Source organism: Streptomyces sp. DSM 40868, assembly GCF_011820545.1.
Taxonomy (GTDB): Bacteria; Actinomycetota; Actinomycetes; order Streptomycetales; family Streptomycetaceae; genus Streptomyces; species Streptomyces eurythermus.
Genome location: NZ_CP050504.1, coordinates 6,971,466 through 6,987,935, shown reverse-complemented (window position 1 = coordinate 6,987,935; position 16,470 = coordinate 6,971,466). Strand labels below are relative to the sequence as shown.

At 68.7% G+C, this 16,470-nt stretch carries 2 protein-coding genes; both read right to left on the bottom strand.

Annotated elements, in window-relative coordinates; genetic code table 11:
• Window positions 1-15: 15 nt before the first annotated feature.
• Complete coding sequence (locus HB370_RS31650; protein ID WP_167513051.1) at window positions 16-4,950, bottom strand: type I polyketide synthase; 4,935 nt, start codon at window positions 4,948-4,950, stop codon at window positions 16-18.
• A 69-nt stretch (window positions 4,951-5,019) separates the two neighbouring features.
• The gene (locus tag HB370_RS42110; protein ID WP_244405704.1) at window positions 5,020-16,470 is read right to left on the bottom strand and encodes a type I polyketide synthase; all 11,451 of its coding nucleotides are present in this window, start codon (window positions 16,468-16,470) and stop codon (window positions 5,020-5,022) included.

The following is a 16,470-nucleotide window of genomic DNA, read 5'->3' as shown; positions in this document are numbered from 1 at the left end:
CCAGTGGTCAGTGGCTCAGCCGTCGATTTCGCCGAGCGCCAGGCGCAGCAGGCTCTCGCCATCCATCTCGTCGATCGATTCGGTGGTCGGCTCAGGGTTCTGCACCGTGCTGTTGATCTCCCGGAGGCGTGTCAGAGCGAGCAGTGGGTCAAGAAGCCCAGCGCCTTTCAGCTGGTCCAGGGAAAGGGACGCCAATGCCTGGCGGACCTCGTCTTCCGGTGAAGACGGCACGGCCGACTCGCTCTCGGCGTCAGGAAGGAGCTGAGACTGCAGGAAGCGTGCGATGGCGGTGGCGTTGGGATGATCGAATGCCATGGTGGCCGGCAGCCGGATCCCGGTGGCCGCGGCCAGCCCGTTGCGTAGCTCGACAGCAGTGAGGGAATCAAAACCCAACTCCTTGAACGCCCGCTCAGCCGGGACGTCCTGCGCGGAACCATGCCCGAGAACAACGGCAGCCTGAGCACGGACCAACTCCACCAACTCCTCCTCCTGCCGCACACGAGACAACCCCGACAACCGCTTCAACCACCCCGACGACTCCTCCTCACCGACCAAGCCCAACCCCTGGCCCCGGCCCTGGACCTGGCCCTCCACAACAGCACGCACCTCCGGCAGGTCACTGATCAACGGACGGGGACGGGCAGAAGCGAAACCGGTGACGAAACGTTCCCAGTCCACATCAGCGACCGCGACGAACGCCTCACCACGACCCACCGCATCAGCCATCACCGCCACAGCACGCTCGGGATCCATCGCCCGCACCCCCCGACGGGACAACTCCCGCGCCGCACCACCCACCGACGCCATCCCCTCACCAGCCCACATCCCCCACGCCACACTCGTGGCCGGCAGACCAACACCCCGACGACGCACCGCCAACGCATCAAGAAACGCATTCGCCGCCGCATACACCGCCTGCCCCCCACTGCCCCACACACCGGCATTGGAGGAGAACAACACAAACGCCTCCAGACCACAGGGATCCACCAACTCACCCAGATTCACCGCACCCGCCACCTTGGCCGCCATCACATCAGCCGCCTCCTGGACAGAGATCTCCGCCAAAGGCGTCGACTGAGGAACACCAGCCGCATGGAACACCGCCGTCACCGGCTCACCCAGATCCGACAACAACGCCCGCAACGCCACACGATCAGCCACATCACAGGCCCGCACCGACACCCGAGCCCCGCCCAACCCCTCCAGCTCCCGCACCAGATCCCCAGCACCAGGCGCACTGCCACCACGACGGCTCACAAGAACCACATGATCCGCCCCACCACCCACCAACCACCGGGCCGTATGCGCACCCAAACCACCAAGACCACCCGTGACCAACACCGTCCCACGCGGCCGCCAACCACCCCCACCACCATCCACCACAGCACGCACCAGACGACGCACCCACACACCCGAACCACGCACCGCCACCTGATCCTCAAAACCAGCCGACGCCACAACACCCACGAACCGCCGGCACACCTCCTCATCAACCCCCACCGGCAGGTCGATCAGCCCACCCCACAACTCGGGATGCTCCAGACCCAGAACACGCCCGAAACCCCACACCTGCGCCTGTACCGGATCAATCACCGCACCGGCATCCGAAGGACCAGCAACCACCGCACCCCGCGTCACCAGCCACAACCGCGGCCCCTCACCAACCCGGCCAAGATCAACCAACGCCTGCGCCAACACCAGCGACGCGGCAAGACAGGAAGGTGCGGCGGCGAGGTCGTCAGTGGCCTGGTCCAGGGCCAGCAAGGACACGAGGTGATCGACGTTCTCCGGGCCGGTCAGGGCTTGACGCAGCGCATGCGCGTATTGCGACCGGTCAGGATGAGCAGTGTCCACCTGCGCAAAGCTGACGGATACGCCCAGTTCTGCGGCTGCCGTCCTCGCCAACGACTCAGCGAACGTGGTGTCGGTTCCTGCTGGAGTCACGACGAGCCAGTTGCCCGGCTTTTCGGGCAGCGCCCCGGTGGTCAGACGCTTCCACGCAACGTCGTAGCGCCACTGGTTGACTTCGGCACGAAGTTGGCTCTGCCGGTGCCACGAAGACAACGCCGGCATTACAGCCTCGACTGCCTCTACATCGACACCCAGAAGTTCAGCAGCAGCCTCGGCATCCGCATCGGCCACTACCGACCAGAAGCTGTTCTCCGAGTGAGGGGGCTGAGAGACCGGTGCCTCTTCCGCCATCAACCAGTAGTGCTGTCGTTGGAAGGGGTAGGTGGGCAGGTCGACGGTGCGAGGGGTCACGCCTTCGAAGGCGCGGGACCAGTCGACGGGAACGCCCTGGACGAAGGCTTCCGCGAGGGACGTGAGAAACCGGTCCAGGCCGCCTTCGTCACGCCGCAGCGAGCCGAATACGGCGGCATTCTGGTCGAGGGCGTCGAGGGTCTGCTCGATACCGGGGACGAGGACGGGGTGCGGGCTGCACTCGACGAACGCGCCCATCCCCTGAGCCACAAGCCCTTCGACGGCTTCCTGGAACCGGACCGTCTCCCGCAGATTCGTGAACCAGTACCCCGCACCCAGGGCAGTCGTGCCCAGCCAGTCCGCCGTCACCGTCGAGAAAAACGGAACACTGGAGTCCTGCGGAGTGATGTCCGCCAGCGCCTCCAGCAGCTCATCGCGTAACTGGTCCATCTGCGCGGAGTGGGAAGCATAGTCCACCGGGACACGACGAGCCCGGACACCCTCCCGCTCACAACCGGCCAACAACTCATCCAGGGCCTGGACGTCACCGGACACCACGGTCGAGGACGGGCCATTGACCGCAGCCACCGACAACCGGCCGTCGAACTCCTCCAGCATGGTGCGGACACGGCCGGCCGGCAGGCTGACGGAGACCATGCCGCCCCCACCAGCGATCCGGGCGATCGCCCGGCTCCGCAACACCACCACCCGCGCACCATCGGCCAGACTCAACCCCCCAGCCACACAAGCCGCAGCAATCTCACCCTGCGAATGCCCCACAACCGCAGCAGGCTCCACACCGTAATACCGCCAGGTCCGAGCCAGTGACACCATCACCGCCCACAACGCCGGCTGCACCACATCAACCCGCCCAAGAACAGTCGCGTCCCTGCCCTGCAACACCTCGACCAGCGACCAACCCGTCACCGGATCCAGCACCGCAGCGCACTCCGCCACCGCCTCCGCGAACACCGGACACGCATCCAGCAACCCAGCCGCCATCCCCACCCACTGCGAACCCTGACCAGGAAAGACGAACACCACACGACGACCCTCAGCCGGAGCCACACCCGACACCACCCCCGGCACCACCCCACCCGCAGCGAAGCCGGCCAACGAACCCGCCATGGAGTCGAGTTCACTGCCGATCGCAACAGCCCGGTGCTCGAACACCGACCTCGTGGCCACCAATGACCAGCCCACATCGACCGCACTTACACCCGACACGTGCGCAGCCAAGCGTGCCGCCTGTGCACGCAACGCCCTCGCATCCCGCCCGGACACCACCCACGGCACCACCAGATCACCGGCAGCAACCACACGAGTTCCCGGCTCCGGCTCCGGTTCCGCAGGCGCCTCCTCCACGATCACATGCGCGTTCGTGCCACTGACACCGAAGGCGGAGATGCCTGCCCGACGAAGACGCTCAGCCTCCGGCTCCCACGGCCGCTCTTCAGTCAGCAACTCCACCGCACCGGCCGACCAGTCCACGTGCGGTGACGGCTCATCCACATGCAACGTCTTCGGCACCACACCCCGCCCCAGCGCCAGCACCATCTTCATCACACCAGCCACACCGGCCGCCGCCTGCGTATGCCCGATGTTCGACTTCACCGACCCCAGCCACACCGGACGCCCACCCGCACGCCCCTGCCCATACGTCGCCAACAACGCCTGAGCCTCGATCGGATCACCCAACCGCGTCCCCGTACCATGCGCCTCCACCACATCCACATCAGCAGGAGCCAGACCCGCGTCAGCCAACGCCGCACGGATCACCCGCTGCTGCGACGGACCATTCGGCGCCGTCAACCCATTCGACGCACCATCCTGATTGACCGCACTCCCCCGCACCACCGCCAACACCCGATGACCCAACCGCCGCGCATCCGACAACCGCTCCACCAACAACACACCCACACCCTCGGCAGCACCAAAACCATCCGCCGAAGCCGCGAACGCCTTGCACCGCCCATCCACCGACAAACCCCGCTGCCGACTGAACGTCGTCAACGTCACCGGCGACGACATCACCGTCACCCCACCCACCAACGCCAGCGAACACTCACCCCGCCGCAACCCCTGCACCGCCAGATGCAACGCCACCAACGACGACGAACACGCCGTATCCACCGTCACCGCAGGCCCCTCAAGACCGAACGTGTAAGCAACACGCCCCGAAGCGGCCCCTAGTGTGGTGCCGATGGCGAGCTGGCCTTCCAGGCCTTCGACCAGGCGGTAGGGGCTGCCGGCATAGCCGGTGCTCCACGCGCCGATGTACACGCCGGTGTCGCTGCCTCTCAGAGCGGCGCGCTTGATACCGGCGCTCTCGAATGCCTCCCAGGACGTCTCCAGCAGCAACCGCTGCTGCGGGTCCATCGCCAACGCCTCACGCGGCGAGATCCCGAAGAAGGCGGCGTCGAACTCCCCCGAGTCGTACAGGAAACCGCCCTCACGCACGTACGACGTACCGGCCCGGTCCGGATCGGGATCGTACAGGCGCCCCAAGTCCCACCCGCGGTCCTCGGGTAGACCCGCGATGCCGTCACCGCCGCTGTTCAGCAGGTCCCAGAACTGTTCGGGCGTGTTGACGGTGGCGTCGCCGCCGCCGGGGAACCGGCAGCTCATTCCCACGATGGCGATCGGCTCTCGGGCCCGTTCCTCGGTCTCGCGGAGTCGATCGCTGACCTCCTTGAGTTCGGTCGTGGCGCGCCACAGGTATTCGCGCAGCTTCTCCGCCTCAGCCACCAAAACCTCCCGGTGCGTCGTTTTCCCCAGCAGAAGGACGAAAGGACTCGCTGACTCGGCCGGCGGCCATCACGTCTCCAACCGCTTGTCGAGGAAGGCGAAGAGATCGTCGTCCGACGTCCACGCCGCCGTGTGCTCCCCGGTTGCTCCGGATTCCTGGGCCTGCCCGGACTCGCCGGGGCCGCTGCGGTTGTCCGCGTTGCCCGGCGAACCGACCGGGAGGTGTGTCCACTGCGAGGCAAGGGTGGCCAGCCGTGTGGCGATGAGCGTGCGCGTCTCCTCGTCCACCGCGGATGCCGGTCCGCCGGGTGACGCGGCCGCAGACAGGAGTTGTTCCACCCGTTCCAGTTCGGCGAGCAGCGGGGCTGCGGTGGGTTGTGTCGCGGGAGCGAGGAGTTCGAGCAGGTGATCGGCGAGCGCGCTCGGGTTGGGGTAGTCGAACACGAGCGTGCCGGGCAAGCGGAGGCCGGTCTCGGCGTTCAGCCGGTTTCTGAGTTCGACTGCGGTCAGGGAGTCGAAACCGATGTCCCGGAAGGCCTGTTCGGCGTCGATGGCCTCGGGGCCACTGTGTCCGAGCACCAGGGCGACGTGGCCGCGGACGAGGTCGCGCAGGGCACGACGTGGGTCCGGTGCCGCCGCCAGCTCCCGGGCGAACGCCTCGGGGCCGGTGGCGGGGGCGGCGGTCGCGGTACCTGCCCGCGCCGACGGCCTGTGCCGCACCCGGACCAGACCACTCAGCAGCGGCGGCAGTGTTCCGTCCGCGGCCCGGTCCTCCAGCGCGGCCTCGTTCAGGCGCATCGGCAGGAGTACCGGATCGCCGAGTTCCGTTGCCCTGTCGAACAGGTGCAGGGCCTCGTCGGTCGGCATGGGCGCGATCCCCGCCCGGCTCATCCGGTCACGGTCGATGTCGGCCAGGCCGCCGGTGAGACCGCTGGCCTCGTGCCACAGCCCCCAGCCGAGTGACACGGAGGTGAGCCCGCGGCGCGCCCGGTGTCGGGCGAGGGTGTCCAGGAACTGATTGGCCGCGGCGTAACTGCCCTGGCCGGGCCCGCCCAGCATGCTCGCTGCCGATGAGAAGATCACGAACAGGGCCGGGTCGAGGTCCAGTTCGCCGATCACTGACTCCAGGGTCAGGGCCGCGTCCACCTTGGGTTTGAGGACGGTGTCCACCCGTTCAGGGGTGAGCCCGGACACCACACCGTCGTCGAGCACGCCGGCCGTGTGAACGATGCCCGTGACCGGATGCTCGGGCGGTATGTCCTCCAGGAGGGCCTTGAGCGCCTTGCGGTTGGCGACGTCGCAGGCCGCCACCGTGACCTCGGCGCCCAGCGCACCGAGTTCGGCCGCCAGGTCGGGGGCGACGCCGCTGCGGCTGACCAGCAGCAGCCGGCGGACGTCGTGCTCGGTGACGAGGTGGCGGGCGACCAGGGCTCCCAGCGTGCCCGCCCCGGTGATCAGCACGGTTCCCTCGGCGTCGAGCGCGGCCGGGACGGTGAGGACGACCTTGCCCACATGACGTGCCTGGCTGACGAACCTCAGTGCCTCGTGGGCGCGCCGCACCGGCCAGGCGCGCAACGGCGGCAACCGCAGGACACCGGCGTCGAAGAGCGCCATGATCTCGTCGAGCATCTGCCCGATCCGCTCGGCACCCGCCTCGGCGAGGTCGAAGGCGACGTACCGGATGTCCGGGACGCCGTCCGCCCCGACGACGCCGAGGTCGGTACGGATGTCGGTCTTGCCCATCTCGACGAACCGGCCGCCCTCGCGCAGGAGACGCGCCGAGGCGTCGACGAAGTCACCCGAGAGGGCATTCAGGACGACATCGATCCCGCGCCCACCACTGGTCGCGCGGAAGCGCTGCTCGAACTCGGTCGTCCTGGACGAGCCGATGTGCTCCTCGTCGAGGCCCTGCGCCGCGAGAACGTCCCACTTGCCCTTGCTCGCGGTGCCGAACACCTCGGCATCCCAGTGCCGTGCCAACTGCACGGCCGCCATGCCGACACCGCCCGCAGCGGAGTGCACCAGCACCGACTCGCCGCCGCGCAGGCCTGCCAGGTCGTGCAGGGCGTAGTACGCGGTCAGGAACGCCACCGGCACCGACGCGGCCTCGGCGAAGGACCAGCCACGCGGCATCCGTACGAGCATCCGGTGGTGCGTCACGGCCACCGGCCCGAATCCACCGGTCACCAGGCCCATCACCCGGTCACCTGGCGCGAGCGTCGTGACGCCCCCGCCGACCTCGGTGACGACGCCCGCCGCCTCCGCGCCCATGAGCCCCTCGTCCGGGTACATGCCCAGGGCCAGGAGGACGTCCCGGAAGTTGACCCCGGCGGCACGGACGGCGATCCGTACCTCGTCGGGGCCCAGCGGGCGGGAGGCGTCCGGGCACGGCACCAGGGCGAGGTTCGCCAGGGTGCCCGCTTCCGTGACGTCCAGCCGCCAGGGCCCCGCAGCCTCGTCGGCCACGACCAGTCCCTCGTCCGTGGCGCGGGCCAGCCGCGGTACGTACACGGCGCCGGCCCGTATCGCCACCTCCGATGCGGCCGAGGCGACGGCTCGGGGCAGAGCATCCCAGGATGCCTCGTCGCCGTCGATGTCGGCGAGCACGAAGCGGCCGGGGTTCTCGGCCTGGGCGGACCGCACGAGTCCCCACACCGGGGCGAGGAGCAGGTCAGGCTCGGGGTCGGACTCGGCGACGGTCATCGCGTGCCGGGTGACGAGCACCAGCCGGGAGGCGGTGTGGCGTTCGTCGGCCAGCCATGCCTGCACCAGGTCCAGGGCCGCGTGGAGTGCGCTGTGGACGCCGGCGACCGTGGCGGCGGTGTCCTGCTCGGCGGCGGTCGGCCGGGGCCGGTTCCCTAGGGGGGAATCCGCTCCGGAGGCGAGGCTCAGGAGGCTGGTCACGACGACCACGTCGGGAACGGTGTCCCCGAGCGCCGCCAGGTCCGCGAGGCTCTGCGGGTCCGCGGGGTGGTCCGGCGTGTCGAGGGCGGTGACGACATCCACGCCCATCGTCCGGACGGCGGCCGGCACCCGGGGGCCGAGTACGGCCCAGGTACCAGCGGCGGCCCCGGCCTCGGCGGCGCGTTCCCCCTCGTACGTCGTCCCGCCCGCGCCGCCCCGGCACCGGTCCGCGGCCGAGCCCTCCTCCACCCACTCCACGCGGAACATCGCGTGTTCCGCGCTCCCGCGCGCACGGGCGAGCTGCGCCGCGGACGTCGTACGCAGACGGAGGGCGCCCACCGTGGCCACCGGCGCCCCGGCCGGGTCGGCGAGGGCCAGCGCAACGGTGTCGGGACCGGCCGGTGAAACCCTCACCCGCAGGGACGTGGCCCCGGTCGCGTGCAGCGTCACGTCGCTCCAGAGGAACGGCAGGTACACCTGGCCGGGATCCTCGACGAACGAGCCGAGTCCGACGGCCTGGACCGCCGCGTCCAGCAGGGCCGGATGCAGGGCGTAGCCGTCGGCCGGTGTTCCTTCTGGCAGCGCCACTTCCGCGTACACGTCGTCCCCGTGGCGCCATGCGGTGTGCAGCCCCTGGAAGGAGGGGCCGTAGGTGTAGCCGCGCTCGACGAGCCGGGCGTACCGGTCCGATGCGAGAGCGACCGGCTCGGCACCTGCGGGCGGCCACACGCCGGCCGGCTCGGTGGGCCGCGCCGCCCCGGTACCGCCGGGAACGACGAATCCACTCGCGTGCCTCGTCCAGCGGTGGAACCCGGCAGCCTCCTCCGGCCTGCTGTGCAGCTGGAGGGACCGGCGTCCGTCTGCCTCGGACGGCCCGAGGGCCAGACGCACCTGGATGCCGCCCCTGTCGGGGAGCACGAGGGGCGCCTCCAGCGTCAGCTCGTCCAGTACGTCGTAACCGGCGCGGTCGGCGGCCTGGACGGCAAGCTCGACGAACGCGGTGCCCGGCAGGAGCACCGATCCGAGCACCTCGTGGTCGGCGAGCCAGGGATGGGTCCGCAGGGAGATCTGCCCGGTGAGCACCAACCCGTCGGAGTCGGGCATCTCCACGACCGCGCCCAGAAGGGGGTGGCCGGCCGCGGTGAGGCCCACGGACGCCACGTCGCCCAGGTTCGCGCCGGGGGCCGGTGCGGGCTTGGGCCAGTAGTGCTGTCGTTGGAAGGGGTAGGTGGGCAGGTCGACGGTGCGGGGGGTCATGCCTTCGAAGGCGTGGGTCCAGTCGACGGGAACGCCTTGGACGAAGGCTTCCGCGAGGGATGTGAGGAGTCGGTCCAGGCCGCCTTCGTCACGCCGCAGGGAGCCGAGTACGGCGGCGTTCTGGTCGAGGGCGTCGAGGGTCTGCTCGATACCGGGGACGAGGACGGGGTGCGGGCTGCACTCGACGAACGCGCCCATCCCCTGAGCCACGAGCCCTTCGACGGCTTCCTGGAACCGGACCGTCTCCCGCAGATTCGTGAACCAGTACCCCGCATCCAGAGCGGTCGTGTCCAGCCAGTCCGCCGTCACCGTCGAGAAGAACGGAACACTGGAATGTTGCGGAGTGATGTCCGCCAGCGCTTCCAGCAGCTCATCGCGTAACTGGTCCATCTGCGCGGAGTGGGAGGCATAGTCCACCGGGACACGACGAGCCCGGACACCCTCCCGCTCACAACCGGCCAACAACTCATCCAGGGCCTGGACGTCACCGGACACGACGGTCGAGGACGGGCCATTGACCGCCGCGACCGAAACCCGGCCACCGTAGGTGTCGAGCATGGTGCGGACACGCTCAGCTGAAAGACCGACCGAGACCATGCCGCCCCCACCAGCGATCCGGGCGATCGCCCGGCTCCGCAACACCACCACCCGCGCACCATCGGCCAGACTCAACCCCCCAGCCACACAAGCCGCAGCGATCTCACCCTGCGAATGCCCCACAACCGCAGCAGGCTCCACACCGTAATACCGCCAGGTCCGGGCCAGTGACACCATCACCGCCCACAACGCCGGCTGCACCACATCAACCCGCCCAAGAACAGCCTCACCACCACCGCGCAACACCTCGACCAGCGACCAACCCGTCACCGGATCCAGCACCGCGGCACACTCCGCCACCGCCTCCGCGAACACCGGACACGCATCCAGCAACCCAGCCGCCATCCCCACCCACTGCGAACCCTGACCAGGAAAGACGAACACCACACGACGACCCTCAGCCGGAGCCACACCCGACACCACCCCCGGCACAACCCCACCCGCAGCGAAGCCAGCCAACGACTCCGCCATGGAATCGAGTTCACTGCCGACCATCACCGCCCGGTGCTCGAACACCGACCTCGTGGCCACCAACGACCACCCCACATCAACCACACCCGCACCCGTGCTCGACACGTGCGCAGCCAACCGGGCCGCCTGCTCACGCAACGCCCCCGCATCCCGCCCGGACACCACCCACGGCACCACCAGATCACCAGCAGCAACCACACGAGTTCCCGGCTCCGGCTCCGGCTCCGCAGGCGCCTCCTCCACAATCACATGCGCATTCGTGCCACTGATCCCGAACGACGACACACCAGCCCGCCGCACCCGCCCACCCCGCGACCACGGCACCGCCTCAACCGCCAACTCCACCTCACCAGCCGACCAGTCCACATGCGGTGACGGCTCATCCACATGCAACGTCTTCGGCACCACACCCCGCTCCAGCGCCAGCACCATCTTCATCACACCAGCCACGCCAGCCGCCGCCTGCGTATGCCCGATGTTCGACTTCACCGACCCCAACACCACCGGACGCCCACCCGCACGACCCTGCCCATACGTCGCCAACAACGCCTGAGCCTCGATCGGATCACCCAACCGCGTCCCCGTACCATGCGCCTCCACCACATCCACATCAGCAGGAGCCAGACCCGCGTCAGCCAACGCCGCACGAATCACCCGCTGCTGCGACGGACCATTCGGCGCCGTCAACCCATTCGACGCACCATCCTGATTGACCGCACTCCCCCGCACCACCGCCAACACCCGATGACCCAACCGCCGCGCATCCGACAACCGCTCCACCAACAGCGCCGAAACGCCCTCGGCGAGGCCGAAACCATCGGCTGTGCTCGCGAACGCCTTGCAACGGCCGTCCTCGGAAAGGCCCTGTTGCCGTGAGAACTCAACGAAGCTGTCCGGTGTGGACATCACCGTCACACCGCCGGCTATGGCGAGTGAGCACTCGCCACGGCGCAGCGCCTGCACCGCCAGGTGCAGTGCCACCAGCGACGACGAACACGCCGTATCCACCGTCACCGCAGGCCCCTCAAGACCGAGGGAGTAGGCGACGCGGCCGGACATGACGCTGCCGGCGTTGCCCACGCCTTGGTAGCCCTCCAGATCACCGCCGGAGTTCCACAGCAGCGGTGCGTAGAACTGGCCGTTGCTGCCGATGAACGTGCCGGTCCGGCTCCGGTGGAGCGAGTCGGGCGCCACGCCGGCGCTCTCGATGAGCTCCCAGACGGTTTCCAGCAGCAGCCGTTGCTGCGGGTCCATCGCCAACGCCTCACGCGGCGAGATACCGAAGAAGGCGGCGTCGAACTCCCCGGCGTCGTAGAGGAAACCGCCGTAGCGTGTGGCGCTGGTGCCCTTCGCCTCGGGGTCCGGGTTCAGGAGTCGCTCCATGTCCCAGCCGCGGTTGGCCGGAAGTTCGGAGATGACATCGCCGCCCGCTTCGAGCAGCTTCCAGAAGGCTTCCGGCGTATCGATCCCGCCCGGGAACCGGCAGGCCATCCCCACGATGACGACGGGGTCGTCCTCCTCATCCGCGTTCCGGACGACGGAGAGGTCAGCTGGTGCGCCGGACACACCGAACAGTTCGGAGCGCAGGTACTCGGCGAGTCCGTTGGTGGTCGGGTAGTCGAAGACCAGCGTTGTCGGAAGGCGCATGCCCGTGGTGGCCGTAAGCCGGTTCCGGAGCTGGACCGCTGTCAGTGAGTCGAACCCGATCTCTCGGAACGCGCGCTGTGGCTGGACCGCGTCGGTGGAGGAGTGGCCTAGGACGGCAGCGACTTCACTCTGGACGAGCGACACGAGCTCTCGCTGTTGCTCCGTCTCGGTCAGCGGACGCAGACGTCGTACGAGTTCCGTACCGCCGTCCTCGTCCCGGGCCTGTCCGTCGTTGGTCGCAGCCGTGGACAGGGCCGGCCGGTGGGCGTCGTGCACGTCGTCGAAGAAGGAAGTGCGCCGGACGGCACTGAAGCCGGCGTAGAACCGCTCCCAGTCGACATCCGCCACCACGGCGTGGACCTCGTCCTGGTCGAGCACTTCCTGGAGGGAGGCGAGCGCGCCGGGTATGGACAGTGCTCGCAGTCCTCGTCGGTCGAGGTACGAGTCACCGAGGGAGGCAAGGGATCGATCGTCGTCCCACGGAGTCCAGGCCACCGACGTACCGGGCAGTCCGCGCAGACGGCGGTGCTGGGCGACGGCGTCGAGGAAGGCGTTGCCCGCCGCGTAGGCGCTCTGCCCCGCGCTTCCCCAGACGCCCGCGACGGAGGAGAAGAAGACCACGTCGTGCGCCGTGTCGATGCCGCTCAGCACCTCGTCGAGCTGCTCGACGCCGGCGATCTTGCTGCTGATGGTGCGGGCGAATCGCACCAGGTCCGACTCGGCCACCGAGGCGAACTCGACCACGGTCGGCGCATGGATGACCGCGCGCAGCGGGTGTTCGCCGGTCGTGCGGTCGAGCAAGGACCGCAGCGCGTCGCTGTCCTCGGTGTCCACGTCCGCGAGTTCGATCTTCGTCGTGTGCCCGTCGAACTCGGCCCTCAGCGCCTCGGCCTCGCCGTCTGCTCCCTGACCTCCCAGGAGTACTACCTGGTCGGCACCGTTGTCAGCCAGCCAACGGACGATGTGGGCGGTCAGCGGTCCCATCCCGCCGGTGACCAGTACGGTGTCGCGCGGCTGCCACCTCCGCGCACCCGAGTGTGCACTGCCGCCTGAACGCACCAGCCTGGGTACGTAAGTACCGGTCGTCCGGACCGCGACCTGGTCCTCGCCTCGGGCAGCAGCCTGCACCATCGTGGCCAGGACCGTGGCCAGTAGGTCGGCATGCGCGTGGTCGGTAATCGAACCAGGCTCGCCTGCCACAGCGGGCAGGTCGATCAGCCCGCCCCACAATTCGGGGTGTTCCAGAGCAAGGACACGGCCGAAGCCCCACAGCTGCGCGTGTACGGGGTCGATCACCGCACCGGTGTCGGCAGCACCGATCACGACGGCAGCTTCCGTGACCAGCCACAGACGCGGCGCCGACTCACCGGACCCGCCGACATCGATCAACGCCTGGGCCAACGCCAGCGATGCCGCCAGACCCGCAGACAGAACGGGGTGTTCGGCAAGGGCCTGCTCCTCCCACGCCAGGAACGACACCACACCCCGCACACCCGGCCACCGGGTGAGGGCCTCGGCGTATGCTGCGCGGTCGGGATGCAGGGCGTCGACCTCCAGGACCGTGGCTTCACCACCCTTGGCCGCCACCTCCGCCACCGACTGAGTGACGCGGACATCGCCGGCACGGCCCTGCGGGACGACGAGCAACCAGCCGCCCTGCAGCGACTCCTGTGCCCGCGAATTCGGGAGACGCTTCCACTCCACCCGGTAACGCCAGCGCTGCACCTTCCGACGCTGCCGCTCACGCCGCCGCCACGACGACAAGGCCGGCAATGTCATGTGCAGAGCCTTGGCGTCGATCCCCAACTCCTCGGCTACAACCGCCGAGTCCTCGCGCTCGACCGCATCCCAGAACGCGACGTCCGCCTCACCCTCGACGCCGTTCGAAGACAACGCCGGGGATCCCTCCAACCAGAAACGTTGCCGTTGGAAGGGATAGGTGGGCAGGTCGACGGTGCGGGGGCTCGCACCCTCGAAGGTGCGGGACCAGTCGACCGGGACGCCCTGGACGAAGGCTTCCGCGAGGGACGTGAGGAACCGTCCCAGGCCGCCCTCATCACGCCGTAGCGAACCCAGCGCCACAGCATCGGCTTCCACGGTGTCGAGGGTCTGCTCGATACCGGGGACGAGGACGGGGTGTGGGCTGCACTCGACGAACGCGCCCATCCCCTGAGCCACAAGCCCTTCGACGGCTTCCTGGAACCGGACCGTCTCCCGCAGATTCGTGAACCAGTACCCCGCATCCAGAGCGGTCGTGTCCAGCCAGTCCGCCGTCACCGTCGAGAAGAACGGAACGCTGGAGTGTTGCGGAGTGATGTCCGCCAGCGCTTCCAGCAGCTCATCGCGTAACTGGTCCATCTGCGCGGAGTGGGAGGCATAGTCCACCGGGACACGACGAGCCCGGACCCCCTCCCGCTCACAGCCGGCCAACAACTCATCCAGGGCCTGGGCGTCACCGGACACCACGGTCGAGGACGGGCCGTTGACCGCAGCCACCGACAACCGGCCGCCGTAGGTGTCGAGCATGGTGCGGACACGGCCGGCCGGGAGACTGACGGAGACCATGCCGCCCCCACCGGCGATCCGGGCGATCGCCCGGCTCCGCAACACCACCACCCGCGCACCATCGGCCAGACTCAACCCCCCAGCCACACAAGCCGCAGCAATCTCACCCTGCGAATGCCCCACAACCGCAGCAGGCTCCACACCGTAATACCGCCAGGTCCGAGCCAGTGACACCATCACCGCCCACAACGCCGGCTGCACCACATCAACCCGCCCAAGAACAGCCTCACCACCGCGCAACACCTCGACCAGCGACCAACCGGTCAACGGGTCCAGCACCGCGGCACACTCCGCCACCGCCTCCGCGAACACCGGACACGCATCCAGCAACCCAGCCGCCATCCCCACCCACTGCGAACCCTGACCAGGAAAGACGAACACCACACGACGACCCTCAGCCGGAGCCACACCCGACACCACCCCCGGCACAACCCCACCCGCAGCAAACCCGGCCAACGACCCCGCCATGGAATCAAGATCAGTGCCGACCATCACCGCCCGGTGCTCGAACACCGACCTCGTGGCCACCAACGACCAGCCCACATCAACCACACCCGCACCCGTGCTCGACACATGCGCAGCCAAGCGTGCCGCCTGTGCACGCAACGCCCCCGCATCCCGCCCGGACACCACCCACGGCACCACCAGATCACCGGCAGCAACCACACGAGTTCCCGGCTCCGGCTCCGGTTCCGGTTCCGCAGGTGCCTCCTCCACGATCACATGCGCATTCGTGCCACTGACACCGAAGGCGGAAATGCCTGCCCGACGAAGACGCTCAGCCTCCGGCTCCCACGGCCGCTCTTCAGTCAGCAACTCCACCGCACCGGTCGACCAGTCCACATGCGGAGACGGCTCATCCACGTGCAACGTCTTCGGCACCACACCCCGCTCCAGAGCCAGCACCATCTTCATCACACCAGCCACACCGGCCGCCGCCTGCGTATGACCGATGTTCGACTTCACCGACCCCAGCCACACCGGACGCCCACTGGTACGCCCCTGCCCATACGTCGCCAGCAACGCCTGAGCCTCGATCGGATCACCCAACCGCGTCCCCGTACCATGCGCCTCCACCACATCCACATCGGCAGGAGCCAGACCCGCGTCAGCCAACGCCGCACGAATCACCCGCTGCTGCGACGGACCATTCGGCGCCGCCAGACCATTGGACGCACCATCCTGATTGACCGCACTCCCCCGCACCACCGCCAACACCCGATGACCCAACCGCCGCGCATCCGACAACCGCTCCAGCAAGAGCAGCGAAACTCCCTCGGCGAAGCCGAAACCATCCGCTGACGCCGCAAAAGCCTTGGACCGGCCGTCCCTGGCCAGTCCGCGCTGCCGGCTGAACTCGACGAAGACCTTCGGGTCCGACATGACGGCCACACCACCGACGACCGCCAGCGAGCACTCGCCACGGCGCAGCGCCTGCACCGCCAGGTGCAGCGCCACCAGCGACGACGAGCACGCCGTGTCCACCGTCACCGCAGGCCCCTCAAGGCCGAAGGTGTAGGAAATACGCCCGGAGACAACGGCCGAGGCGTTCCCTGTCAGCAGGTAGCCCTCGGCCTCCGCCGGCGGAGTGTCCACCCTGTCCGCATAACCCATGTGTGCGGCGCCGACGAATACTCCGGTCCGGCTTCCCTTCAGCGTATGGGGATCGACTCCTGCGCGCTCGAAAAGCTGCCAGGACGTCTCCAGCAGCAACCGCTGCTGCGGGTCCATCGCCAACGCCTCACGCGGCGAGATACCGAAGAAGTCCGTGTCGAACTGCGTCGCATGATCCAGGAAACCGCCGTGACGGACGTAGCTCGTCCCACTGTGTTCCGGGTCAGGATGGTAGATCTCGTCCAGGTCCCAGCCGCGGTCGTCGGGGAACTCGGAAAGCACCTCGCCTCCGGCGGACAGGAGTTCCCACAGCTGCTCCGGACTCTCGATCCCGCCCGGGAAGTGGCAGGCCATCGACGTGATCGCGATGGGCTCGTCCTCCAGCTCCCAGATGCGGTGCCGGGCCTTGCGCAGGTCCACGGTCGCGCGCTTGAGATACTCGACGATCTTTTCGTCGTTCGTCAC